We start from the raw sequence: 25465 nt of genomic DNA on the forward strand, positions 1-25465 counted from the left end.
CGGGCCGGGCATAGAGATCCAATCGCGGGCGTGCTAGCTTTTCACTAATCGTGATCTTTCGGCAGGAGGTGAGTCCCATGTACGCAGTATCCACAGTGGGTGCTCCCTTGCAGTTCACGATCGCGCGACTGAGGTAGTCGCCACCGGGAGCGCCCAACAGGCAATTCGCGAAAGGCGACTCCCATGAACACAACACCTTCTTCACCTCTGCACTCCACTTCGACGACGTCCTCCAACCTGCCGAGGACCGACCAGGATCAGCCGCAGGCCGACGCCACAAGGCAGCCACGCGCCGCGGGCGAGCGGGCGTTGGTCCTCGGCGGTGGCGGATCGACAGGCAACGCCTGGCTGATCGGCGTCATCGCCGGCCTGTTTGAAGCCGGGCTGGATGTAACCGACGCTGACCTGGTCGTCGGCACGTCGGCCGGATCGACGGCCGCGGCCCAAATCACTGGCGCGCCCCCGACCGAACTGCTTGCCACCATCCTTGCTGCCGCGCCCCAGCAACGGACTGGTCCGGCGGGATCCGACAACGGAAGCGCTCCGGTCAGGCCGGCGGTGAACCACATGGGGCGAACCGGCCGAATCATCGCCGCCGCTGAGGACGCGGCCGATATGCGCCGCAGACTGGGCGCGGCGGCGCTCGAAATAGACGCAGCGTCGGACGGCTCCGGCCAAACGCGATGGCGCGATACCGTCGCCGCCCGGCTGCCCAGCCAGCACTGGCCGGAACAGACGGTGCACATCACGGCGGTCAATGCCAATACGGGTGAACCGGTCGTGTTCGACCGTCACAGCGGGGTCGACCTCGTGGACGCCGTGGCCGCCAGCTGCGCCAGTGGCTTCGCCTACAGAATCGGCGGCAGCGGATACATCGACGGCGGCTACCGGTCCAATGCCGAGAATGCCGATCTTGCAGCAGGCTACGCACGCGTGTTGGTGCTCTCACCATTTGGCGGCAGATCACGGACTCCGGTGGACTGGGGCATGCATCTCGGAACACAGGTCGACGAGCTACGCGCACACGGCAGCCATGTCCAAACGATCTTCCCGGATAGCGCCTCCGAGCATATGTTCGGCGCCAATGCCATGGACCTGTCGTTGCGTCCGCCCGCTGCTCGCGTGGGCTACGAGCAAGGCAGAGCCCTTGCCGGGCAGCTCACCGAATTCTGGCGCTGACGCCTACGAACCTGATCGCTCCGGCCAGCCGTTGGCCGTTCTATCGGCCGGCCGGGGCGCTGTCTGGAGAGGTGGTCACCGTCTAGGGAATGACTGCTTCTTCGCGGAGGAGCAGGCGTTCTGTGTTGAGCTGCATCTCCCCATCATGCCGGACCCTTTAGTTCTCTTTCACCCGCATTGGGTGAAGACTGCCCCCACTGGAAGCGTTAGCTTGGAGAACATCCGATTGACCCGCCTCTATCGCTTGTGAGACCTCACTAGAGGCTCCCGCCGTCTAGCGGACGGCCAGCGGAAGGAGAAGCGATGCTCAGCTGCTACCACGGGCGAACCGAACCCGTCCTCTCGGCGGCTTCGTTTGCTGGTGGCCCACTTTCGGGCGGACGGTGGCTGAGTACGGCCACATGCACGCAGGGTTGCCGGCCATGAGCGGGCCTGCCGCGTCGCCGCCAAATTTCGATCCCGCCGTCGTAATTCGTTCGAAGCAGTACATCTCTGCACTGGTGCTGGCGGCGGTGCTGGGCGTTCCCATCTCGGCCATTGCCTACGGCTTTCTCGCGTTGGTCGCGGCGGTCCAGCGTTACGTCTTCGGCGGGCTGCCGAATCAAGTCCTCGGGGGTCCTGCTCCTGCGTGGTGGCCGGTTCCGTGGTTGGTGCTGTGCGGGTTGTTGACGGCGTTGACCATCCGGTACCTGCCGGGAACCGGAGGCCACTCACCTGCTTTCGGATTCAAGACGGGCGGCGGCCCGCCGAGCGGGCGGGAGCTCGTGGGCATCATTCTCGCGGCGCTGACCACGCTCAGCCTGGGGGCGGTGCTCGGGCCCGAGGGGCCGCTGATCGCGATCGGTGGCGGCCTCGGGGCGTTGGCGCTGCACCTGGTGAAGAAGGACGCCCCGCCGATGGCCCTGACGATCATGGCATCGGCAGGCAGTTTCGCAGCGATCAGTACCCTGCTCGGGTCTCCCGTGCTCGGTGCATTCCTGATCATGGAAGCCGCCGGGATCGGGGGAATGACGCTGAGCCTGATGGCCCTGCCCGGGCTTCTCGCTTCTGGCGTCGGGGCGCTGGTATTCGTCGGCTTGGACGGCTGGACCGGATTGGGCAGCTTCTCGCTGGCGCTGCCCGTGGTGCCGCCTGCGGAGCCGCCGACGTTGGCGACGTTGGGCTGGGCGGTGGTCATGGGCCTGGCCGGCGCGCTGTTGGGATGGTTAATCCGCTGGGTCGGACTGTCGCTTCGTCCGGTCGTACATCTGAACCGGGTGTTGGTGACCTCTGCGCTCGGCTTGCTGATCGGTCTAACCGCGATGACGTACCAGTTGATCTCTGGCCAAAGCTTCACGCAGGTGTTGTTCTCGGGGCAGGACGCACTTCCGGAGCTGGTCGAACGCGCCGCGGACTACTCCCTTCCTGTGCTGGTCCTGCTGATCGCTTGCAAGACCTTGGCCTACGGACTCTCGCTGAGCGCATTTCGTGGTGGTCCGGTGTTCCCGTCGATGTTCATCGGTGCGGCGCTCGGCATTGCCTCGAGTGGATTGCCCGGAATGAATCTTGCGGCAGCAATCGGCATGGGCATAGGAGCCATGTGCGCGGCTATGCTGCGGTTGCCGTTGACGTCGACGCTACTGGCCACGCTGCTGCTGGGAGTGGACGGTGTGGCCGTAACACCCCAGGTGGTGGTGGCTGTGGCGGTGTCCTTCGTGATCTCCAATGTGCTCCCGGTCCCTGGCCCGCGCGGCCCTGGCTCGGACCCGGGCTCTGGTCCAGGCACGACGGCGTCGGCGGCGCCTGAGGATGCCGGCGGCATCCAACATCCGCCCCCCTCGAGCGCCGACCGTGCAACTGAGTTCTCAAGCGCGGGACGTTCGACGGCGGGGGGCCGGCGGATCGCCTGGTTGTTCATCATTGGCTCGAGCCTGTTCGCCTTGGGGGCGGTGCCGCAATACGCCGAGGCCGTGGGACTGCGCTGGTGCGCCGCCACATTCTTCGCCGGTTCGCTGTTCTTCACCGGCGCGGCGTTCCTGCAGTACCGCGGAGCCGTTGACGCGCTTCCGGCCGTGGGTTCCACGCGGCGCAACTCGTTTTGGGCGTGGGCGCCGCGGAATCTCGGCTGGCTCGCTGGCGCGGTTCAACTTGCCGGCACACTGTGGTTCAACTGGAGTACTGGAAATGCGCTGCGTGAAAATCTCAGTGCGGCGCTGACCGATCAGCGGGTCTGGCGCCCCGATGCTCTGGGATCAGTAGCCTTCCTCGTTTCAAGCGGTGTTGCGTTACGCGATGCCGGTCGCGGCGCAATTGCCGGGCTGCCCAGACCGCGGACGTGGAAGATCGGCATCATCAACGTGGCCGGCTCTGTTGCGTTCGGCATCTCGGCCATCGCGGCCTTTGTCATACCGTCGAGCGGCAATATGTGGAACGCCGAGCTGTCTAATCTCGGCACACTCGTGGGAGCCCTGTGCTTCCTCACCGGCGCCATCCTGATGCTGAGTCCACAATCCACCGATGCCGCGGTTCCCGCGGACCGGGGAACTCATCCGTAATCCCTTTTCAACAGTCTCTGGAGGAGAAGTGATGTCAGAAAATTTCCAGCCGACGGATGCCGACGTGGCGCTGTTTGGCAACCGATTCGTCACCCAGGAAGTTCCGAGCCGGGAGTTCCCGGAGACCGGCATTCCCGCCGAGGACGCTTTGCGGCTGGTGTCGGAGGACCTGGCGCTGGAGGGTGATCCGGCCCGGAACCTGGCGACCTTCGTCACGACGTGGATGGAGCCGCAGGCCCAGCAGATCATCGCCGCGAACCTGCACCGCAACTTCATCGATCACGCCGAATATCCCCGCACGGCAGAGATTGAGCAGCGCTGCATTCGGATGCTCGCCGACCTCTTCCACGCGCCAGGCGAGACGACCGGCGCCCGCACCCAAGGATCGTCCGAGGCGATCATGCTCGGGGGCCTGTCCCTGAAGTGGAACTGGCGCAAGCGCCGCGAGGCTGCCGGCGCGTCGACGTCGAACCCCAACCTGGTGTTCGGCGGCGACGTTCACGTGGTGTGGGAGAAGTTCTGCCGCTATTTCGACGTCGAGCCGCGGATCGTGCCGCTGCAGCCGGGGAAGTACACGATCGGCCCGGAGGACGTGCAGGCCCACATCGATGAGAACACCATTGGAGTCGCAGCCGTGCTGGGTACCACCTTCACCGGGCACAAAGACGACATCGTCGGCATCAACGACCTGCTGCTGCGGATCAAGGGCGAACGGGGCCTGGACGTTCCGTTGCACGTGGACGGGGCTAGCGGGGGATTCGTCTGGCCCTTCCTTTACCCGGACTCCGAGTGGGACTTCCGGCTCGAGCAGGTCCACTCGATCAATGTCTCCGGGCACAAGTTCGGGCTGGTCTATCCCGGCATCGGCTGGCTGATTTTCCGGGAGAAGGCCGACCTGGCCAAGGACCTCGTCTTCGAGGAGAACTACCTCGGCAAGACCGACTCAACCTTCACCCTGAACTTCTCCACTGGATCGTCGATGGTTCTGGCCCAGTACTACAACTTCGTGCGCTATGGTCGCGCCGGCTACACCTACATCATGCAGAACATGCAGACCAATGCCCGCGTCCTCGCCGAGAAGTTGGAAGCCATGGGAAGGTTCGAGATCATCGGCGCCGACGAGGAGCAACTTCCCTTGGTCGCGTTCCGGCTCGCCGCCGACCCCGGGTACGACGAGTTCGACATTGCCTGGCAGCTCTCGGCCGAGCGCGGCTGGATGGTGCCGGCATACACCCTGCCTCCGAACGCCCAGGGCGTGACGATCATGCGGGCCCTGGTCAAGGAAACGATGAGCCGCGAGCACGTCGACACGCTCGCCCGCGACATCGAAGAGGCGTGCTCCACGCTGGCGAAGAAGGGTGGAGCGCACGAATCCGAACGAAACAAGATCATCATCGGACCCGGCCATTGACCCAGCCCACCGGTGACGCGCCGGGCCCGACACCTCCGGGACGATCGCAATAACGGGTTCTGCACATTCATTTCCGGCAGCCGCACAAACGTGGCATGACACTCATTCCCGCCCCATGCCGAGTTCGCATCTATTAGCACTATTTGGCGCGTCCAGTGCTGTAGGCTCCGATTCGAACCTTGGGGGATTTATGCTGAACTACTTTCGCGAGACGCAAGAGGCACGATTTGCGAACCCTGCGCGCCGAATCTATTGCTATGTTTCTTCCGGCTTAGTGGTTGCAGTCATGGCCTTGGTTTTTGCGGGCCTCGTGCCTATATCGGTTTCCTGGGTGACATTCGCCGTTTCTTGCGTCCTGGACGCTTTCCTGACCAGAAAGTGGATCAGGGAAGATGCACTCAAAGCCTATCGAGCAGGCCAGCCCGGGTGACTTAGTTCCGGGCTGAGGACAATGTACTGACAGTGGCTGAAGCGGCCACCATCGCGACGCAATAGGGGGAAGGTTTGGTCCAAACAAAACAAACGGGAAAGCCGACGGTACTGTCCGTCGTCCAACTCGTCCTCAGCCTCTGGGCCCTGGTTGCAGCAAGCCTGGCGGCTATCCTGTGGGATCCGATCGACTTAGACTTTATTAATCGCGCCGATAATGCGGGGTGGGACCAGACAATGCTCCTACCTCACCAAATGGAGCTTTCGCTCGCCGTTAGGGCATCAGTTTTCGCAACGTTTGTTCTTGTCGTGGTCGCGTTCTACGGCGTGCTGGCCTCACGCCGTCGGGCTGAAGCAGCAAATGCATGAGCTACGGAATCAATATATATCCCTGGCCGGGTGATAGTTGGCTAAAGGATATCGATAGGCTGAATGAACCAGTTTCAATGTAGAAACGCATCGCGAAATGTCGCTCTTGTGTCAGTGTTCTTCCTGCCGGGAGTAGGAGGAGCCCGACGGCGTCCGTTCCAATAGTCCGAAGTCGATCAGGTAGCGGCGCAGCATCACGACAGCTGAGGAGCCGCTCGTTGACCTGCTTTTCCGTCAGGTGTTCGCCGGGCTCGATCGCCTCGTTGACAATCCAGGCCAGGAGCTCACGCCGTTCCGTCATGTTGGCCGGATACCGTTCGATCCTGCCCAGGCGCATGAAGCGGGCCGATCCGGTCTGGGCTTGTCGCCGGGGTTGCTGCGTGAGAAGGTCGCGGAAGATCGCCTCAGACGCCTCGAGTTCGTCGGCCRCATTCCGTTCGACCAGTCCAGCGTCAAGCAGGGTGGTGATGGCCCGGCTTCGCCGTCGATCATTTAGATCAGCAACCACATCGGGAAACCTGGCACCCAACACGATTTGCGCGTAGGCGGTTCGGGCATCTTTGTTGGCGAGGGCTGCCACCACTCGCCGCCAGTGCGGTCCGCTAAGCCTGGTCCCTTCGGTCACAGCTGTCCTTACTTTGCGTTTGCACCCGCCCGTGCCGCTCGCCGGGCGTTTGAGAATCGTAGTCCTGATCGAGTGCGACGGACAGGGCCCCGCGGGTGGGGGATCCGTTCAGTCATCGGCCCGAGGGCGAACAGCGAGCCGCCGCAGCACCGCCGTCGGGATTGAACAAAGAGCCGGCCGTCCGGCAAAAATCGGGTAAACGCACGGGTAATTCCCAGCTTTTTTCAGCCATCCTCCGCAACATTTGACTCGATTTTCCTGCTGTGGCACGCGCGCGTGGACGTTAATGTAAGCGCTTGCGCACGGTTGCCTGGAATCGCGAAGGGGACCCGGAAACAGGGTTTGGCGACCTGCCCCGGACTGCCTAACGTGTTTCCCGGCGACAGGACGCGACCAGCTCCTGCCGCCACCAGGCGGGGCCCTTCCGAGGTCCCGTCTCCTCGACACGATGGCGTCCTCGATGACGCCTGCGGTGTCATTGGGGCTGTCGGAGTTTCGGGGAATGAGGGCATATGCCCGTCTTCCACGAATGGTCTCACTCCGCGAGAAGAGCAAAAAATGCACGAGCACCCCAATACACCCCGGAAGCTGCGGTGGCGTTCTGTCGCCGCGGCCCTGGCGGCGGCCGTGGCGGCCTCCGTCTTCCTTTCGGTTCCGTCGGCGCAGGCAAACGCGCCCTCGGATCCGCCGAGCGGCGGGCAGATGCCGGCTCCGACCCCCGGTTTCCCACTGCCCACCAAGCACACCCAGCAGCCGTTCGACCCGGCCGCGGCCTTCACCTCCAAGTGGACACGTGCGGATGCCAAGCAGATCATGGCCCAAAGCAGCAAGGACGTGACCCCGGGCCAGAACTCCATGAGCCCGAACGTCACCATGCCGGAAATTCCGCAGGACTTCCCGGCCATGAACGACGACGTGTGGGTCTGGGACACGTGGTCCCTGACGGATGAGAACGCCAACCAGATCAGCTACAAGGGCTGGGACGTCATCTTCTCACTCGTCGCCGACCGGCACGCCGGCTACGGCTTCGACCAGCGGCACTGGAACGCCCGGATCGGCTACTTCTTCCGCAAGACCAACGCCGACCCGGCCAAGGACAAGTGGAACTACGGCGGACACCTCTTCCTGGACAACACCTCCATCGGAAATACCGAATGGTCCGGGTCCACCCGCCTCATGCAGGGGAACCAGGTCAACGTCTTCTACACCGCCACCACGTTCTACGACGTTGCCGAGCGCAACGCCGGCGGCGGCGGAATCGCCCCGGATGCCGTGATCGCCAAGGCGCTGGGCAATATCCACGCCGACAAGAACGGCGTGAGCTTCGACGGCTTCGAGCACACCAAGCTCCTTGAGCCGGACGGCGTCATGTACCAGAACAAGGCCCAGAACCCCGGCTTCGCGTTCCGTGACCCGTACACGTTCGCAGACCCGGCCCACCCGGGCCAGACCTTCATGGTCTTCGAAGGCAACACCGGCGGGCAACGGGGCAGCTACAAGTGCACGGACGCGGACCTGGGCTACCAGCCGGGGGACCCGAACGCCGAATCCACGAACACCGTGAACACCACGACCGGCTCGTGGTTCCAGACCGCCAACGTGGGCCTGGCCGTAGCGGACAACAAGGACCTGACCAAGTGGCACTTCCTGCCGCCGATCCTGTCCGCGAACTGCGTGAACGACCAGACCGAGCGCCCGCAGATCTTCATCCAGAACGAGGGCGGCAAGAACAAGTACTACCTCTTCACCATCAGCCACCAGTTCACCTACGCGGATGGAATGCGCGGCCCTGACGGGGTCTACGGCTTTGTGGGCGACGGTGTCCGTTCCGACTACCAGCCCATGAACAACAGCGGCCTGGCCCTGGCATCCCCCACGGACCTGAACATGCCGGCCAACGCGCCCGAGGGGCCCGACCCCCGCCAGAACGGCCGCCAGTTCCAGGCGTACTCGCACTACGTGCAGCCCGGCGGCCTGGTGCAGTCCTTCATCGACAACGTCAACGGCGTCCGGGGCGGCTCGCTCTCGCCCACCGTGAAGATCAACTTTCGCAACGGCGTCTCGGCGGTCGACCGCAGCTTCGGCCGGAACGGCCTCGGTCCGTTCGGCTACCTCCCCACCAACGTCAACGTCGGCGGGGCTGGCCACTACAAGTAGTGATGTAAGCGGGCAGTAACAGGGAGGAAGCGCCCGGATTCCGGGCGCTTCCTCCTCCGTACTCGCAGGCCATGGATGGGGCCGGATGACGCCCACCAGAACCAGGAATGTTGAATTGTGAAAAACCTTGTACACGCGCTGAGCGCCCGCAGGATCTGGATTGTGGCGGCAGCAGCAGCCGCAGCCCTGCTTGTCGCGGTGGCTCTGGTCCAGCCGGCCGGGTCCCGTCAGGCTCCCCAGAGTCCGGCCTGGCAGGCACTCCGCGGCATCGCCGACGCGCAGGGCCAGGCCAAGGAAACCCGCGGGCATTACGGCTCCTTCTGGCTCAGCGGCGGTGACCGCACTCTCGAGAAGCTGGCCCATCCGATCCGGACCGATGGAGTGGCGGACCTGCGGAGCATCGAATGCGGAAACGGGTGGGTGGCGGCCGCCCGGAGCGGAGACGACGTCGAGGTCATGTCCAGCCGGGCGGACCGCGTGGTCCGTGCGGGAACAGGTGACCTCGTCCGCCCGGACTGCATGACCTCCGAGGCGGTGGAGTCCATGCTCTCGGACTTGGGCGTGCGACAGCAGGCCCCGGCGCCCGCCGTCGCAGCTTTCGATCGCCCCGACGGGGCATCCAGGTTCCGGCCCAGCTACCACATCACGCCCGCGAAGAACTGGATGAACGATCCGCAGCGGCCGATCCTGATTGACGGGCTGTGGCACTACTACTACCTCTACAACGCCGGGTATCCGAAGGAAAACGGTACCGAGTGGTATCACCTGACCAGCACAGACTTGGTGCACTGGAAGGACGAGGGGGTTGCAATCGCCAAATACAAAAACGGGCTCGGCGACGTCGAGACCGGAAGCACCGTCGTAGACACGGACAACTCGGCCGGCTTTGGCAAGGGAGCCGTGATCGCCGTCATGACCCAGCAGGACCAGGGCATCCAGCGGCAGTCCTTGTTCTATTCCACCGACAACGGATACTCCTTCACCGCATACGCGCAGAACCCGGTCATGGACAACCCCGGCCAACCGAACTGGCGGGACCCGAAAATCATCCGCGACGAAGCCCACGGCCAATGGGTCATGGCCCTGGCCGAAGGCGAAAAAATCGGCCTTTACACCTCGCCGGACCTGAAGCATTGGAGCTACGCGTCGGGCTTTGAACGCACCGGTTTGGGCACTCTCGAATGCCCGGAACTCTTCCAGCTGGACCTCGACGGCGATCCCGCCAAACGGACCTGGGTACTGGCCGCCAGCGCCAATGGGAGCGGGGAGGGATTCACCACCGGCGTTGCCTACTGGACCGGCGAGTGGGACGGAACCCGCTTCACGGCCTCCGGCAAGCCGCATCAGTGGCTCGACGCCGGCTCCGACTTCTACGCCGCCGTGACCTGGGATGATCCCAGGCTCACCCAAAGCCAGCGGATGTCGTCCCGGCACGCCATCGGGTGGATGAACAACTGGGCGTACGCCCGGCTGCTGCCCACCGAGGATTGGCATGGGGGAGCGGACTCGATGGTGCGCGATATCAGGCTGGAAACCATCAGGGGGACGCCGAGCCTCGTGTCTCAGCCCACCGCCGCGATGGAGTCACTTGGCGGCCCGGTGGCAACGGTCGGGGAACGCCGGATGACCCAGGAAGGCGCAGGGGAACTGCCCGTTCCGGAGGGCGGTGCGTACCGGCTCGATGTGACTCTGGAGCGCACTCCGGGCGATGACGGCTCCGTTGCCAGGATTGAGCTGGGAGGCGAAGGGAGACCGTTCGCGACGGTCGGGTACGACTTTGTGAAGGAGTCGGCTTTCATCTCCCGCGACGCCGATGCTGCCGCCACCGGCAACGCTGAACTCAGCCCTGACTACCGGGCGATGCGACACGCAGCCAGCCCGCCGCGCAACGGGAAAGTCGAGCTAACGATCTTCGTCGACTATTCCTCGGTAGAGGTCTTCATCAACGGCGGTGAAAAGACGCTGACGTCGCTCGTTTTCCCCACAGCGGCGACGCCGGGCTTCCACGCCGCCACGACGGGGGGCACCCTGACGCTCAAGTCCATCAGCTACAGGCGGCTGGCCTCCGCGCACTGACCGGTGACTCGGCCCCGTCCGTCGGTTGCAAAAAATTTTGCTTAAACGCTTGATCAGTCGGAATTGGCACGTTATCTTTACGTTGGTCAAACGCTTAAGCAGATGGGACATCAGTGCCGATGAAACGCTCAGTATTCTTCCAACCGACCGACGGCTGGGTTGGAGACCTCATCCCCTTCGAGAAGGACGGGGAGTTCTGGCTCTTCTACCTGCACGAGGTCCGCACCGCACCCAAACCCGGGACCTCCTGGAACCTCGTCACCACCAAGGACCTCACCCAGTTCGAAGACCACGGCGTCGCTCTGCACCACGGAGGCGAGAATGACCTGGACTTCAACGCCTACACGGGAAGCATTGTGCGCGACGAGTCCGGCAGTCACCACCTGTTCTACACCGGCCAAAACCCCCGGAACCTCGACCCCGGCGGCGCGCCGCTGCAGCTCGTCATGCACGCCACCAGCACGGACGGCATGAAGACCTGGGTCAAGCACCCGGAACTGACATTCGGCGCGCCGGACGGCTATGAGCCCGGCGACTGGCGGGATCCCTTCGTCTTCCGGGATGAGGCGGCCGGGCAGTGGCGGATGCTGCTGGCCGCCCGCCACGCAAGAGGGCCCGAGCGCCGCCGGGGCGTCATCGCCCAGTGTGTGTCCTCGGACCTGACGGCCTGGGAGCACACCCAGCCCTTCTGGGACCCCCGGCGCTACATCACCCATGAATGCCCGGACGTTTTCGCCTGGGGCGACTGGTGGTACATGGTCTACTCGGAGTTCTCGGAGTCATTCACCACCCGCTACCGGATGGCCACGGGCCCCGACGGTCCCTGGACCGTGCCGGATCTGGACAGCATCGATGGACGCGCTTTTTATGCCTCCAAGACCGCCGAACGGGATGGGCGCCGCTTCTTCTTCGGCTGGATCGCCAGCAAGGAGGACAACCGGGACGACGGCGCATGGCAGTGGGCCGGCACCATGTCAGTCCTGGAGGCACGCCAGAACCCCGATGGCACCCTGGCGTTCTCGTTCGCCGACGAACTCGTGGACACTTTCTGGGACGAGGTCCCGGTGTCCTTCGACCGGGACCTTCCTGCGGCCCTTACCGTCCCGGACGGATTCGCGGCCGTCGTGTCCGAAGAGGACCTGCCGCCGCAGTTCTACGCCAAGGCAGTTCTGCAGATCGCACCCGGCACCACAGAGTGCGGCCTGCTGCTCCGCTCCAGTGCCGACGGCGACCGGTCCTACGTTCTCCGGCTGGAACCCAAGCGCGGCCGCATGGTGTTTGACCGGTGGCCCCGAAAAATCACCGGCGATGCCCAATGGCATGTCTCGGGCGACATTCCGTTCGACATTGAACTGGAACGCCCCTGTGACCTGGAACCCGGCGAACACACGCTCGAAGTGGTGGTGGACGGAGACCTCTGTGTCGCCATCCTGGACCGGCACGTCTCCCTCAGCACGAGGATATATGACCTGTCCGAGGGGCGGATCGGGATCTTTGCCGGGGAAGGAGCCGTCACCTTCACCGAATTCGAAACACGCCAGCGCACCGTCACCTAAACGAACGGCCAACTAAGACGCACCGTCACCTAACTCAACCCATCCTCAGCTAATCAAGGGAGATTGCCGTAATGATAAAACTGTTCCGAACTGCCGCCGTGGCGGCCGCCACCGCACTGGCCCTGGCAGCTTGCGGCGGAGGGGCCACCAACCCCTCCAACGTGAGCCCCACCGGGGAAATCAAGCCCCGGGAAATCTCATGGTTGCTCTCCCGCCCGGCCGACGGCGCCGTCATCAACATCATGAAGAAACTCGCGGACGACTACGCCAAGGACCACCCAGGCTTCTCGCTGAACCTGATCACCACACCGGACAGGCCCTCCTATATCCAGAAACTGGAGACCCTCGCCGCGGCGAACAAGCTGCCCGAGCTCTTCGACACCGACGCCACTCCGTTCGCCCAACAGTTGGCGAAACAGGGAAAAATGGTCGACGCCGAGAAGTTGCTCAAGACCCTGAACGTCTACGACAGCTACCGGCCCGGCGCCCTTGACTACCAGCGGTTCGACGACGGGTCGCTTTACATGATCCCGTTCCAGTTCGAGCTGGAGTTCATCTGGTACAACAAGGCTCTCCTGCAGAAAGCCGGAGTGTCCGTCCCGACGTCCCTCGATGACCTCCCCGCCATGTGTACCGCCCTGCGCCACGCCGGCATCACCCCCATCGCCATCGACGGCCAGGACCAGTGGCCACTCGAACGGTACATCGCCTACCAGCCGTTCAGGGAAGCCGGCCCGGACTTCATCCAGAAGCTCAAGAAGGGCGAAGCCAAGTTCTCCGACCCCGCAGGCCAGAAAACCGTTCAGTGGCTCGCCGCACTCGGCAAGGCCAAGTGCTTCCAGGACGGCTTTTCCTCCCAGGGATACTCCGATGCCCAGAACCAGTTCACCTCCGGCCAGGCCGCCATGTACAACATCGGCACGTGGGAACTGCCCAGCCTGGCAACGGACAAGCTGAATCCGGCGGTGCGCGATGACACCGATTTCTTCACCCTCCCGACGACTCAGGGCGCCGTCACAGCGGCCAACGAATTCGTCTCCCCGTCCGGCATCGGCATGGCGGTCAACTCCAAGACCTACGACCCGCTGGTGAGCGACTTCCTGAAGTTCGCCCTGGCGAAGTACCCAGCCGAATACGCAGCCACCGGTGCGCTTTCACCGACGACCACCGTGGAAACCGTCCTGCCGGCCAACGCAACACCGCTGTACAAGAAGGCCCTTGAGAAGGCGAACGACCTCGGGGACAAGCAGGCCATGCCGTGGGACACCCAGCTCGATCCCACCACCAACGGCAGGCTGCAGCAGGAACTCGTGCTCCTCGTCCAGGGCAACATCACGAACGAACAGTTCACCACCACCATGGACAACGCCGTCGCGCAAAACGCCCCGAAATTCTTCAAATAACCGCCGCGGTGGGGGCTCCGGCCCCCACCCGAAAGGGCCAATCATGCTTCCCAACAGGTCACGACTCTCAGTCCTGGTGTTCCTCCTCCCGCCACTGTTGCTCTACGGCGCGGCAGTGCTGTTCCCCATCCTCCAGTCCCTGGTCCTGAGCTTCTTTTCATGGAACGGGATCAGCGACATGGAATTTGTGGGACTGGCAAACTACGTGCGGATGTTCACCGGAGACGACATCTTCTGGCGCTCCTTCTTCAACGCCCTCGGCTACCTGGCCATCTGCCTGGTCCTGCAGCTTGGCGGCGCCCTGCTGGTTGCCAGCCTCCTGACCTCCCTGCGCCGGGGCCGGGAGCTCATTAAGACCCTCTACCTCCTGCCCGCAGTGATCTCGACGGTGGCCATCGCGTTCCTCTTCGTCCGCATCTACTCGATCGACCCGGTGGGCCTGCTCAACCAGATCCTGCAATGGATTGGCCTCGGCGCCCTCGAACGCCCCTGGCTCTCGGACATCAACACCGTCCTGGCCGCGGTTTCGGCGCCGGAAGGATGGCGGTTCACCGGCCTGTACATGCTCATCCTCTACGCTGCCTTGCTCTCCGTTCCCCTGGAACTGGAGGAAGCCGCCCGCCTCGACGGCGCTTCGCGGTGGCAACTGTTCACCAGGATCCGTTTCCCGCACATCCGGCCGGTCTGGATCACCACCACCATCATGGCTACGACCTACGGGCTGCGCGGATTCGACATCCCCTATCTGATGACCAACGGCGGCCCCGGACAGTCCTCGGAACTCCTGACCACCTATATGTACAAGACGGCTTTCACCAGCACTGACTTCGGCTACGCCAGCACCATCTCCGTGTTCATCGTCGTCGAATGCCTGGCCGCCGTCGGGCTCATTCTCTTCATGCTCAAACGAAAGGCGGACGCATGACCGCTCAAGCAGCCCCGATCACCAGGCCCGTTGCCACCCCGCCGGACAACCAGCCTCCGCCGCGAAGGCGGCGGAGGCCCAGCCTCCACGGCACGCTGTCCAAAGTATTGATCGCCCTCATCGTCATCGTGCAGGTCTACCCGCTCGCCTGGCTTTTCATCACCAGCCTGCGCACCGAGCAGGACTTCGCCACCGGCGATCCGTTTGCGCTGCCCACGTCCCTGACCTGGGAAAACTATGCCCGTGCCTTCGAAACGGGCAACCTCGGGCTGAACATCCTCAACAGCTTCATCGTCACCATGGGAGCCAACCTCCTGATCGTGCTGCTGGGAATGATGGCAGCCTACGCGCTCCAGGTCCTCGGCTTCCCCTTCAGCAAGGTGGTCCGCAGCCTGTTCCTGATCGGCATCATCGTGCCCGTACAGATCGCCCTGGTGCCGCTGTTCATCGACTACTCGGCCATAAACCTGCTCGACACCTACCCCTCAATGATCATTCCCCTCGCCGGCTTTGCCCTTCCGATGTCGATCTACCTGTTCTCCTCGTTCTTTGAATACATCCCCCGGGAAACGTACGAGGCCGCATCCCTTGACGGGGCCGGGCCTTATCGCATCTTCGGGCTCATCACCGTGCCCCTGTCGGTCAACACTGTCGTGACTGTTGTGCTGGTCAACAGCATCTTCATCTGGAACGACTTCATCTTCGCCAACACGTTCGTCCTCTCCGAGGAACTCAAGACCATCCCGCTTGGTCTGCAGAACTACATCGGAGCCATGGGCAAGACCGACTGGACCGCCACGTTCGCCGCCGTCTGCGTCACCATCACCCCGCTGCTGCTGGTCTTCCTGGTCCTCAACAAGGCCATGATCCAGGGACTGGAAAGCGGGGCGACGAAGGGATGACAGCAGCAACAGCCGGTTATACTCCTGACGGAGGGCAAATGATTTCGCAGGAGAATAGTTCGGGCACGCCATCGATTGAGGCTGCGCCCCCGAAGCGGCCGACGCGCGCCCAGCCCGTCACGCTGCGCCAGGTCGCGGAAGCCGCCGGAGTCTCCACAGCCACCGTCTCGTTGATCGTCAACAAGAAAAAGGACGCCCGCATCTCCGCCGCCACGCGCAACCGGGTCCGGGACGCGATCCGGGACCTTGGCTACCGGCCCAACGCCATGGCCCAAACCCTGGTCAGCGGCAGCTCCCGTTTCATCGGCCTCGTCGCCGACGCCATCGCAACAACGCCCTTCGCCGGCCAGATCATTCACGGCGCCCAGGATGAGGCCTGGAAACATGGCTACGCCCTCCTGATCGCCAACACCGAAGGCAACAGCGAGCTCGAGACCGATGCGATTTCCATGATGCTTGAGTACAAAGTGCGCGGAATCCTCTACTCGACCTGGTTCCACCGCGCCACGGACATACCCGCCACCCTCCGCGAGGCGGACTTCGTCCTGGTCAACTGCTTCTCGACCGAACCGGGCACACGGGCAGTGGTCCCCGATGAGGTACAGGGCGGCCGTTCAGCGACGGAAGTCCTGCTCAAGCACGGTCACCGCCGCATTGCCTTCATAAACGCGACCATCCCCGCGCCGGCAAAAGACGGACGCCTTCAGGGCTATCGGGAAGCTCTTGAAGCTGCCGGCATCGACTTCGACGAAAGCCTGGTCCTGGAAGCCTATCCAGACCAGGAAGGCGGGTACGGGGCTACCGGGGAACTCCTCAAACGGGACATCACGGCCGTGTACTGCTACAACGACCGGATGGCGATGGGACTGTATGACGGGCTGCGCGAGCACGGCCTGTCCATCCCGGAGGACATCGCGGTGGTGGGGTTCGACAACCAGGAAGTCATCGCGGCCCACCTCCGGCCGCCGCTGTCCACGGTGTCCCTCCCGCACTACGAGCTGGGTGCAGCCGGGGTGCGGATCCTGCTGGGCCTGGAAGAACCACCGGAAACCGCCGCAAAAATCTACTGCCCCACCGTGGAACGAACCTCGGTACAGGCGCTGGCCCCGGCTTAGCCCGGGGGAGAACCCATGCTGGATTTCATCATTGACATTCTCGGCGCAGTGTTGGAAGCGGCCTGGGGTAATTGGGGGCCCACAGCCAAGCAACGCGTCAAGCGCGGGCTCCGGCTCTCGCGCCGCCGGAAGCTGTCCGCGAAGAGCAGAGAGTTCGCGCAGATATGGCTGGACTACGGACTGCAGAATCTTGCGGACCTCGGACTGCAGGCGCGGGAGGCGGAGGTCCGGATGGCGCTGGCCACTGTGAACGAAGCCGCGCCGGAGCCTGACAGGAAGATCTGAAAACGGGGAATCTCACATGGCATCCATTGTTCAACAAACGTATCGCCGCGCCCGCGCAGGCGCTCGGCTGCAATGCATGCTCGCCGGCGCCATCGAAGCGCGCGGACGCGGAGAAGTTCTGCTTGGGAGACTGGTTCAGCCCTCGCAGTCCGTGCAGTAGGCGTGGGTGCCGACCTGCCGGGCGATCTGGGAGCGGTGCCGGACCAGGAAGCACGAGTAGCAGGTGAACTCGTCACCGGCCTGCGGGATGACCTGGACGATCAGCTCTTCGGCGATGAACTCGCCGCCCGGGACCCCGGCGCCGTCCAGGCCGTCGGCTTCGTCGAGTTCCTGGACAACGCTGCGGGCGTCAGGAGCGTTTGCGGACTGCAGCGCTTCCAGGGAATTCTCCTGGGATTCCTTGACGTCGGAGCGGACTTCATCGTAGTCGGTTGCCACGTGGGTTGATCTCATTTCTCGTCTGGTGACTGGGCTCAGTGCAACGTACAGCACCGCGCAGCTATTCCACAGTCATCGGGCGGAAAAACCGCCTATATTGCGCCGGGGGACACGCCATGCGCCGGTGCGGGGGCCCGTGGCTGTTCAGGCCTAGGATCAACGGCATGATGCCGGGACGAATCGACGCCGCAGACGGGAAGAACACCGTCAGCGTCAGCGCAGGGATACTTGAGAGCGTCTGGCGTCCCGGTTCCTTTGTGGACGTCGATGACGCCCGGGACGCCATGCTTGCCGTGGAGCGCATCAGTGGCGGCACGCCGATGCCGATGATCTCAGAGATGACCGACGTCGTATTCAGCGCGGCGGCCAGATACCAGTTCGCACAGAGTACGGGTGTGGTGGCCATCGCCGTCCTCGGATCCAGCACCGTGGACAGGGTCATCGCCTCGGCCACGAGCCGGGAGACGCAATATCCGCACGAGTTCTTTACGTCCCGGAACGCCGCAATCGCTTGGTTGGAAGACGTCGCCAAGAGCCGCGAGTAGTACTCGGCCGCAGCTGGCGATGTTCGGAACAATTTGGAATCGACCAGAGACAGACCGGTCTTTCCCGATGTAAAGTTGCTTCACGGTCTTCCGCTCCATTTCCCGAAGATCATCTGCAGGGCCTTGGGCGCCATCGCCGGTGCCAGGCTCGGCCGGAACGGGCACAAAGGAATAGCCAAATGTCCATGGATTTGTCGTCGCGTCCGGAAACCTCACGGGAATACGCACCGATTAGCCCGTCGGTGAGCAATCAGGGCGACGGCGACGCGCGGCTGCGGCTGCAGGCGGCCGAGATCATCGCCGCAGTGCTGTCCGATTCCACGCCGGGGCACGCCGCTGCCAGGGAACAGCTGTGGCAGTGTCTGCAAGCCCATCCTGATCGGCCGGAAATTGCCCTGGTGGAGCACCTGATCGCCCTCCGGGAGGAAGCTGGTGGCGGGACGCCCGGGCTCCATTCCGTACGCCGACCCATCGTGCACCAGCGTCCGACACTGCGTGTGCGCTATGGCCGCCCGGATCGGGGCGGACGCGGCGGGCTCGGCGGCCTGGCCGCAGACGGAGCCTAGCGAACGGATGCGGCAACCGCGCGTGTGTCCTGCAGTCGTGCACTATGTGCACAACCGGCAGCCCTGCACGTGCTGAATTATTCCTGCTTGTCAGTCTCGCTGTCAGTATCGGGCCCGGCGCCAGCACCCGGTTTGCGGACGGGATCCACGGTTCCGCTGGCGCCGTAGTCGCCCTCTGAGTACCGGCCGACTTCGGATTCTGCGGTGCGGCCCGGCGTCGTTCCGGCATCGCCGTAGTCCGCCTCCACGTAGCGCCCCGATTCCCTGGCTTTGCCTCCCAGCGGTTCGGGCAGACCGCCTTCACTGCCTGCCAAGCCGTAGTCGCCTTCGACGTACTGGCCTTCCTCGTCGTCAGCATGGCGGCCGCGCTGCACACCGGCCTTGCCAAAATCGCCTTCGACGTACCGGCCCCGCAGGTCTGGTTCCTCTGGCTTCTTTTCCGAGCCTGCCTCATCCGCGGTGTCTTCGAAGTCGCTGCTATCGGTCATGATCGTGCCTTTCCCGAGACGAACTATGCGTCTTCTGCGGCGCAACTTAAGTCTAGCGAGGGGCGCAGTTCCTCAACAGAATGCCTCCCCTCACCATCGATACAGCGGTCCTTTGCGGCCTCCCGCGGCGCGACTGACGGCAGCCCGGTTCCCGCCCAAAAGCGGTGCTTTTCTGCCGCCGCGCACTGTGGGATCATCCCGATATGGGCGAAAATACTGAACCGCGGGTGACCTTGCCCTCGGACCCCGAGCGTATGAAGGGCACGCATCACCACGACGTGGATGGCTACGGAAATCCGATCACTCTACAGCTGCGCATTATCGGCCAGCGGCGCCGCGAGGCCGAAGAAAAGCTCGACCGGCACCTGCAGGACGCACGCAAGAGACACTAAGCGCGGCATGGGCGACAGGAAGGGCGGGCACCCTGTTGGCGCCTGCCTTTCGTGTGTCGCCTGCCTTTCCTGTGTGGCCAGCGAGGATACCGAAAGTCCGGTCTCTCATGAGGAGGTGTGAGTTCTTGTGAAAAAGATCGGGTTCCTGTCCTTCGGCCACTGGGGCGAGGTCCCCGGTTCGCGCGTGCGGTCCGCAGGGGACGCACTCCTGCAGGCGATTGAGCTGGCCGTTGCTGCGGAGGGCGTCGGCGTCGACGGAGCGTTCTTCCGGGTTCACCACTTCGCCGAGCAGCAGGCCTTGCCCTTTCCGTTGCTCGCCGCAATTGCCGCGCGCACGTCTCGGATTGAGATGCGCCCGGGACCAGGTGGGCTACCTCGACGGCGGCGGCCTGGCCCGCTTTGGGCGCAGCTACATCGGCGAACCCGAACTGCTCGTTGAGGAGCTCGCCAGGGACGCTGCCGTGGCCGCGGCGGACACCTTGCTGGTCACCGTCCCCAACCAGCTTGGGGTCGACTTCAACCTCCGGCTTCTCGAGTCGATTTCCCGCGACCTCCGCCCCGCCTTGGGGGAGTGACAGGCGGTCAGAGTGACCGGGAGGGCCGGACCCTGCGTGGACCTTCCCGTCTCAATCCCCGGCCGCTAGGCTTCTGGGAAACGATGTGGCCACCTGCTGGATACTTGGCTTGCCCGTAGGTCCTTGGCGGGCCCCTCCGCTGCTCAGGAAAGGTTTCTCATGCCGGAATCCAGTGTCGAAGGGATCGCACGCTCGTACATCCAGGCCGTTGGCTCCCACGATGTGAACGCCCTCGAAAACCTGCTCGGTGAGGATCTCGTAGCGACGTTTGCCGGCGCCACCTTCGACAAGGCCGGGTGGACCACTGCGCTCAAGCGCCTTCTCCCGGCGCTGGTCCGCAACGAGATCCGGGAAGTCTTTACCGGGCAGGACCGTGCCTGCGTCGTGTATGACTTCATCACCGACACCGCTGCTGGTGCCGTGAGGTGCATCGAGCTGCTCACCATCAACGCTGGCAAGATCCGCGAGATCGAGCTTGTCCTGGACCGGGTTGCCTTCGCCCCCGTCAACGAGGCCCTGAAGACGCGGGTGCCGCCAGCCCAATAAAGGTCACGTCCGGCGGGGTGCGTGCGGCAAAGGGGCCGCAGCAAATCTCCCTTCGCGCGCTACGCGACGTTGGTGCCGGTGTTGCCTGGCCCGGCATTCATTGCCGCGGCCAACAGCCGATCGAAGCTGGCAGTCCCGTTCTCGGGAGGGGCTACGGTAAAGACCGCAACCCACTTCTCGGGGACATGTTTCTCCAGCGTTGAAGCCTTGGCAACATGCAGGTTTAGCCCGGGCACGCCGCTGACAACGAGCGGAAGTTTCTCGCCGCTCTTGGCCATGTGCCGAAATTGCCTGACCGACAGTTGGTCGCCCGGGCTGCTCGTTACCTCGGCGATGGTTTCATTGATCCTCTTGGTCAGCCCCCGCATGAATTTTCTCTGGGCCATGACTGAACGCAGCGTCAGAAGCGCGGCGAAGCAGACGGTAAACAGGACCAGGGCACCGAAACTTCTGAGGCCGGACAGGAAGATCATCAGGAACAGGCACAGGATCAAGCCCAAAATACTGGACATGATGAACTTGGCGACGGTGTTTTCGCCCGGTTGCTTTTTCCAGCGAACAAGAACGACGGTGTTCTTGCGGGGCTGATCGCGCCTTGAAATTTCCATGATTAGTAGCCCTTCACTTCGATCAGCGCTTCGGCCAGGATGATTGCCTCGCGTGCTTCCTTGAGATCGCTCAGCAACCCCATGTCGGGAATGGCTCCCGTGGCAACGGTGGAGCCTGCGAGTTCGGAAAAGATGGTGCTCAATTCTTGGCGGTCCTGTGACAGCATCCGAGACGACGTCAGCTTGATTTTGCTCAGCTCAAGCTCCAGTAGCGACTTGTCGATGGCCTCGCGACGCCCTTGAATGACCGCGAGTTTTTCCGTGACCCGCTCGACCCGGCCGCGGAGCATCGACTCCATCTTTCCTGCCACGACGTGAAGCTCGCTCAGCGCGGTGTAGGACTGCGGCGACCCGGAATGCGCGGCGAGCTGCTGGCTGACGTAATGCCGACGGCGCTCCCATTTCCGGACAGCTGACTCATATGGTTCCAACAGCAGCGAGACGGCCTCCAGGGCCTTGTCCAACGACCCGGCCCGAGTGCTCAGGCTCGTTGTGGCGGCGTCCAGCCTCGACAGGAAGGCGTCGTAATTGTCATGGGGCTGGTCAGCGGTATTCACAGGCCACTCGCGCGCGGCGGCGCGATTCCCCTCGCCGGAAATTGCCCCCATCCTTCATGGCAAGAGAATAAGCGTTCCGGGCCCGATGGGATAGGGTGCGCACGTGGATCTTGACAATTTCTGGCCTGCTACCCGCACAGCGCCCGGTCAGCCCGGGGGGAACAGGGGATCCGCGTGTTGAAAGGAGTCCGGGTCATGGACTCGGGCGGCTTGGGGAAGGCAGCGGCGGGGTAGTACCCGGCAACCTGCAGCATGTAGTTGGCCCATTGCGGACCGGCGAGCATGTACCCGTCAATGGCCTTGTAGAACTTGCCGTTGACGGTGACGTTCTGGCCGGGGCGCTTTTGACCTTCCAGGGCGTCGCCGAAGAAGGACGCGGTGGCCATCCCGGTGGTGTAGCCCACCACCCAGGTCGAGCCGTTGGTATTGGACGTGCCGGTCTTGGCCGCGACAGGAAACCGGTCGTAGAGCTTGGGCTTGATGTAAACGCCGGACCCGCGCTTCAGCACGTCCTGCAGCACGGAGTTCACGCCGCGGGCGACCTCGGGCTTGAACGCATCCCGGCAGGAGCTGCTCTCGGCCGGAAGGTTTCGGCCCGCCGCGTCGGTTACGGCCACAATGGCGATCGGTGCGCAGTACCTGCCGTCATTTGCGAACGTGGCAAAGGCGTTGGCCAGATTGAGCGGCGCCACGCCAATGGCACCCAGCAGATTGCCCAGCTGGTGCATGTTTATCTGGGCGTTGTCCACGCCGCTGTGGAGCCCCGCGGCATCGACCATTTTCTGGATGCCGCAGAAGTCGAGTTGGGAGGCCTCTGCGAAGGTGGCCGTATTGATGGAGTTATACAGCCCGTAGTCAACGCGCATGCGGCGGTAGTATCCGGCGTCGTTGTTCTGGAGGTCGTCCGCCGCGCCGAGGCTCTTCTCCCGCGAGCTGTAGGCACCGAGCACCCTGCCGCAGCTGGATCTCCAGCGAAACCCGAGCGGATAGGAGCGGCGGGAGGCGTCCACCACGGCGCCGAGGGATTTGCCCTCGTTGAGCCATTCCGCGAACGTGAACGGCTTCATGGTGGAGCCCGGCTGGAACCCGCCGGCGCCGTTCAGATCGTTGCCGTTGGCGTCCTTGGAATCGACATTGAAGTTCAGCTGGGTATCGAATTTTCCGGGCGCCGGCAGGAAGACGGTGTTCTGGGCCATCGCCAGGATCTTGCCCGTTCCGGGAACGATCGAGACCATCGATGCGCCCCATTTGTCCGGGTTGGCCCCGGCCGTGGCATCCACCTGCGCCTGGGCCGCCAGTTGGAGCCGGCTGTCCAGGGTGGTCGTGATGGTCAGGCCGCCGCGGAACAGCTTCCGCTCGCGCTCGGCGACTTCCGCGCCGTATGCGGGGTTGTTGAGGATGAGGTGGGAGACGTAATCGCAGAAGTACGGTGCCATTTCCGCGCCGGCGCATCCCTGCATCCCGGGGGTGATCTTTAGATCCACCGGGGCGGCGACGGCGGCGTCATGCTCTGCCTGCGAGATAGCCCGGGAGCTGAGCATCCTGGCGAGGACCTGGTTGCGGCGCTGGACGGCGTTGTCCGGGTGGACGGCGGGGTTGTAGAAGCTGGGGCTGTTCACGAGGCCGGCGAGCAGCGCAGCCTGCGGCAGGGTGAGGTCCTTGGCTGTGGTGTTGAAGAAGTAGCGGGACGCGGCCTCAATGCCGTAGGCGTCGCGGGCGAAGAACACGATGTTGAGGTAACCCTCGAGGATCTGGTCCTTGGTGTACTTTTTCTCCAATTCGACCGCGAGCTTCATCTCGCGAATCTTGTCGGCCATGCTCTTCTGTCCGTTGAGGACAATTTGATCGCCCCTGTCCGCGGAGACGAGGGATTCATTGAGCACGTTGGTGACGTACTGCTGGGTCAGTGTGGAGGCGCCCTGCCTGCCGCCAGTGGTCAGGTTGGACACCACGGCCCGGAGAATCCCCTGGGGGTCCACGCCGGCGTGCTCGTAGAAGCGGCGGTCCTCGATCGCGACGATCGCGTTCTTGATGTACGGGGACATCTGCTCAAGCCGGACCTTGACACGGTTTTCCGCGTAGAAGGTGGCGATCGGCTTTCCGTCGGCGGTGAGCACCCGGGTGGACTCCGACGGCGGATCCACGGTCAGTTCCGACGGAAGGCTATTGAACAGTTTGATCGAATCGCTGACGGCGACGCCGGTCGCAGCCACGGTGGGCACCAGGAGGCTGGCCGCCAGTACGCCGCAGACCGCGCTCGCGGTGAAGAAGCCGAAGAGCCCCCAGAGGGTCACGGCCAGTTGGGAGCGGGTTCGTTTCCTCGGCGCCATGTTCGCTCAACGGGTCAGGTCAACGAGTCGATAGCGACGGTGATCGCCAGGAGGAGCGGAACGTCCTCGCCCTCCATGACTTCCACGCCGTAGGACTCACGCACGCGGAACCATTTCTTGGAGATGGTCGCAATTGTGTCGCCGTCACGTTCGATCTTGTATTCGTGGTCAACGATGTTGCCGTGCGCCTTCAAATCGGCGCCGTCCTTCACATCGATGGCGAAGCGGTCCCGGAGCCCGACCAGTGCCTTGTGGACCGTCGCCGCGGTGTCCCCGCCGCGCTCGACGGAGACCTTGTCCCGGATCGAGAGTTTGCGCTCCTGGATGCGCGCCACCTCGTTTCCCGAGGCGTCCTCCAGGACAAACGTGTCCCGGACCCGGACGGCCTTGCCGTTGACCTTGTAGGCGCGTCTGCCCTGGTCGTCCTCGATCCAGAAATCGTCCCCAATCGAGAGCAGCTTCTCGCGCATCTGAAACCGCTGGGCTGCGGGTTCGTCATGCCTGTGCCGTAAAAGTCCCATGCCCTGACCATAGAACCCGATCGCCGGGCGGCGCCTCACCCGAATCGGGTGGTCCGGGGGAGGCGCCAGGGAGGCGACAGCCGGTCAGCTGGCCGGGATGACCAGACCCTTGAACTTGGTCTGGATGAAGTCCTTCATGTCCTGGGAGGTCAGGATCTTGTAGAGCTTCTGCACGCGCGGGTCATCCTTCATCTCGGCCTTCACGGCCAGGACGTTGTAGTAGGCGCTGTCCTTGCCCTCGACCAGCAGCTGCTTGTCCGCGCTCAGGCCGGCGGGAAGGGCAAAGGCCAGAGTGACGATTGCCGCGTCCTTGTCGTTGAGGGCCTGCGGGAGGCTGGCGTTTTCGATTTCCGTGAACTTGAGGTTCTTCGGGTTCGCTTTGACGTCCTTGAGCGTGATCGGGTTCTCGGTGACCTCGATCAGCCCTTTGGACGCCAGCAGTTTCAGGGCGCGGGACTCATTGGTGGGGTCGTTGGGGATGGCGACCGAGGCGCCGTCGGGAAGCGCCGCAAGATTGGCCACATCGTTGGAGTACAAGGCCATCGGCGGCAGGTACACCTTACCCACGCTGACGAGGTTCTTGCCGGCAGCCTTGTTGTAGGTCTCCATGAACGTGGTGTTCTGGAACAGGTTGGCGTCGATGTCGCCGTCGCTCACGGCCGGGTTGGGCGTGTTGTAGTCGCTGAACTCCTTGTACTCCACGGTCAGGCCCTGCTTGGGGGCGAGTTCGCGCTGGACCTGCTTGAGCATGTCCCCGGCCGGTACGGCCAGGGCGCCGACCGTGATGGTCTCGGCCGGGGTGCTGGAAGCGGCCGCGCCGCAGGCGGACAGGGCGAGGATAGCGGCCGCACCGGTTGCGGCGGCCTTCAGGATTTGTGCGCGGAACATGGGAACTCTTTCGCAGAACGGAGGGTGATGGGAAAAGAAAATGGT

Annotated in this window: 24 protein-coding genes and 1 pseudogene; 17 read left to right on the plus strand and 8 right to left on the minus strand. The window is 63.8% G+C overall.

Annotated elements, in window-relative coordinates:
* Window positions 1-183 precede the first annotated feature (183 nt).
* From AB4089_RS08215 to AB4089_RS08225, 3 genes are all read left to right on the plus strand, one after another.
* Window positions 184-1179, plus strand: coding sequence for a patatin-like phospholipase family protein (locus tag AB4089_RS08215; RefSeq protein WP_441408793.1), 996 nt, complete (start codon window positions 184-186; stop codon window positions 1177-1179).
* A 422-nt stretch (window positions 1180-1601) separates the two neighbouring features.
* The gene (locus AB4089_RS08220) at window positions 1602-3713 is read left to right on the plus strand and encodes a chloride channel protein (RefSeq protein ID WP_441408794.1); all 2112 of its coding nucleotides are present in this window, start codon (window positions 1602-1604) and stop codon (window positions 3711-3713) included.
* Window positions 3714-3744: 31 nt separating this feature from the next.
* The gene (locus AB4089_RS08225; protein WP_441408795.1) at window positions 3745-5124 is read left to right on the plus strand and encodes a glutamate decarboxylase; all 1380 of its coding nucleotides are present in this window, start codon (window positions 3745-3747) and stop codon (window positions 5122-5124) included.
* Between the two features lie 799 nt (window positions 5125-5923).
* On the opposite strand, the gene AB4089_RS08230 is transcribed toward AB4089_RS08225, so the two are convergent.
* Entirely contained in the window at window positions 5924-6547 is a 624-nt protein-coding gene (locus AB4089_RS08230; RefSeq protein WP_441408796.1) for a DUF2087 domain-containing protein, read from the minus strand.
* A 558-nt stretch (window positions 6548-7105) separates the two neighbouring features.
* Between AB4089_RS08230 and AB4089_RS08235 the strand changes: the two genes are divergently transcribed.
* The 8 genes from AB4089_RS08235 (at window position 7106) to AB4089_RS08270 (ending at window position 16966) form a co-directional block, all read left to right on the plus strand.
* Window positions 7106-8704, plus strand: a complete 1599-nt coding sequence (locus AB4089_RS08235; RefSeq protein ID WP_441408797.1) for a glycoside hydrolase family 68 protein — start codon at window positions 7106-7108, stop codon at window positions 8702-8704.
* Window positions 8705-8821: 117 nt separating this feature from the next.
* Window positions 8822-10780, plus strand: coding sequence for a glycoside hydrolase family 32 protein (locus tag AB4089_RS08240; RefSeq protein WP_441408798.1), 1959 nt, complete (start codon window positions 8822-8824; stop codon window positions 10778-10780).
* A gap of 119 nt (window positions 10781-10899) precedes the next feature.
* Window positions 10900-12336, plus strand: a complete 1437-nt coding sequence (locus AB4089_RS08245; protein ID WP_441408799.1) for a glycoside hydrolase — start codon at window positions 10900-10902, stop codon at window positions 12334-12336.
* Window positions 12337-12407: 71 nt separating this feature from the next.
* On the plus strand, window positions 12408-13739 hold the full coding sequence (locus AB4089_RS08250; protein WP_441408800.1) for an ABC transporter substrate-binding protein: 1332 nt from the start codon (window positions 12408-12410) through the stop codon (window positions 13737-13739).
* A gap of 43 nt (window positions 13740-13782) precedes the next feature.
* Window positions 13783-14664, plus strand: coding sequence for a carbohydrate ABC transporter permease (locus tag AB4089_RS08255; protein ID WP_441408801.1), 882 nt, complete (start codon window positions 13783-13785; stop codon window positions 14662-14664).
* A complete protein-coding gene (locus AB4089_RS08260; protein ID WP_441408802.1) occupies window positions 14661-15566 on the plus strand; it encodes a carbohydrate ABC transporter permease in 906 nt (301 codons plus the stop codon). The genes AB4089_RS08255 and AB4089_RS08260 overlap by 4 nt, the downstream gene beginning before the upstream one ends.
* 38 nt (window positions 15567-15604) lie before the next feature.
* Entirely contained in the window at window positions 15605-16681 is a 1077-nt protein-coding gene (locus tag AB4089_RS08265) for a LacI family DNA-binding transcriptional regulator (protein WP_441408803.1), read from the plus strand.
* Window positions 16682-16696: 15 nt separating this feature from the next.
* Complete coding sequence (locus tag AB4089_RS08270; protein WP_441408804.1) at window positions 16697-16966, plus strand: hypothetical protein; 270 nt, start codon at window positions 16697-16699, stop codon at window positions 16964-16966.
* Window positions 16967-17101: 135 nt separating this feature from the next.
* Here the strand turns inward: AB4089_RS08270 and AB4089_RS08275 are convergent, their stop codons facing one another.
* The gene (locus AB4089_RS08275; RefSeq protein ID WP_441408805.1) at window positions 17102-17404 is read right to left on the minus strand and encodes a DUF4193 domain-containing protein; all 303 of its coding nucleotides are present in this window, start codon (window positions 17402-17404) and stop codon (window positions 17102-17104) included.
* A gap of 164 nt (window positions 17405-17568) precedes the next feature.
* Here AB4089_RS08275 and AB4089_RS08280 point away from each other — a divergent pair, with 164 nt between their 5' ends.
* Both AB4089_RS08280 and AB4089_RS08285 read left to right on the plus strand, forming a co-directional pair.
* A complete protein-coding gene (locus AB4089_RS08280) occupies window positions 17569-17949 on the plus strand; it encodes a DUF7793 family protein (protein WP_441408806.1) in 381 nt (126 codons plus the stop codon).
* Window positions 17950-18128: 179 nt separating this feature from the next.
* Entirely contained in the window at window positions 18129-18515 is a 387-nt protein-coding gene (locus tag AB4089_RS08285; RefSeq protein ID WP_441408807.1) for a hypothetical protein, read from the plus strand.
* 77 nt (window positions 18516-18592) lie between these two features.
* On the opposite strand, the gene AB4089_RS08290 is transcribed toward AB4089_RS08285, so the two are convergent.
* Complete coding sequence (locus AB4089_RS08290; RefSeq protein WP_441408808.1) at window positions 18593-19003, minus strand: hypothetical protein; 411 nt, start codon at window positions 19001-19003, stop codon at window positions 18593-18595.
* Between the two features lie 203 nt (window positions 19004-19206).
* On the opposite strand from AB4089_RS08290, the gene AB4089_RS08295 reads away from it, so the two are divergent.
* From AB4089_RS08295 to AB4089_RS08310, 4 genes and pseudogenes are all read left to right on the plus strand, one after another.
* Window positions 19207-19395 carry a hypothetical protein gene (locus AB4089_RS08295; protein ID WP_441408809.1) on the plus strand — a complete coding sequence of 63 codons (189 nt, stop codon included), beginning with the start codon at window positions 19207-19209 and terminating at the stop codon, window positions 19393-19395.
* A 127-nt stretch (window positions 19396-19522) separates the two neighbouring features.
* Window positions 19523-19756: pseudogene (locus AB4089_RS08300) on the plus strand (LLM class flavin-dependent oxidoreductase); the annotation flags it as partial.
* Window positions 19740-19970, plus strand: a complete 231-nt coding sequence (locus tag AB4089_RS08305; RefSeq protein ID WP_441408886.1) for a hypothetical protein — start codon at window positions 19740-19742, stop codon at window positions 19968-19970. The pseudogene AB4089_RS08300 and the gene AB4089_RS08305, both read left to right, overlap by 17 nt.
* Window positions 19971-20129: 159 nt before the next feature.
* A complete protein-coding gene (locus AB4089_RS08310) occupies window positions 20130-20516 on the plus strand; it encodes a nuclear transport factor 2 family protein (RefSeq protein WP_441408810.1) in 387 nt (128 codons plus the stop codon).
* Window positions 20517-20575: 59 nt separating this feature from the next.
* Here the strand turns inward: AB4089_RS08310 and AB4089_RS08315 are convergent, their stop codons facing one another.
* From AB4089_RS08315 to AB4089_RS08335, 5 genes are all read right to left on the minus strand, one after another.
* Window positions 20576-21124, minus strand: coding sequence for a hypothetical protein (locus AB4089_RS08315; RefSeq protein ID WP_441408811.1), 549 nt, complete (start codon window positions 21122-21124; stop codon window positions 20576-20578).
* Window positions 21125-21126: 2 nt separating this feature from the next.
* Window positions 21127-21732 carry a hypothetical protein gene (locus AB4089_RS08320; protein ID WP_441408812.1) on the minus strand — a complete coding sequence of 202 codons (606 nt, stop codon included), beginning with the start codon at window positions 21730-21732 and terminating at the stop codon, window positions 21127-21129.
* 77 nt (window positions 21733-21809) lie between these two features.
* Entirely contained in the window at window positions 21810-24011 is a 2202-nt protein-coding gene (locus tag AB4089_RS08325) for a transglycosylase domain-containing protein (protein WP_441408813.1), read from the minus strand.
* A 14-nt stretch (window positions 24012-24025) separates the two neighbouring features.
* Complete coding sequence (locus AB4089_RS08330; RefSeq protein ID WP_441408814.1) at window positions 24026-24532, minus strand: LURP-one-related/scramblase family protein; 507 nt, start codon at window positions 24530-24532, stop codon at window positions 24026-24028.
* A gap of 84 nt (window positions 24533-24616) precedes the next feature.
* Window positions 24617-25420 carry a MetQ/NlpA family ABC transporter substrate-binding protein gene (locus AB4089_RS08335; RefSeq protein WP_441408815.1) on the minus strand — a complete coding sequence of 268 codons (804 nt, stop codon included), beginning with the start codon at window positions 25418-25420 and terminating at the stop codon, window positions 24617-24619.
* Between the last annotated feature and the right edge of the window lie 45 nt (window positions 25421-25465).

The sequence above is a fragment of the Arthrobacter sp. 2MCAF15 genome, from assembly GCF_052115605.1.
Lineage (GTDB): Bacteria > Actinomycetota > Actinomycetes > Actinomycetales > Micrococcaceae > Arthrobacter.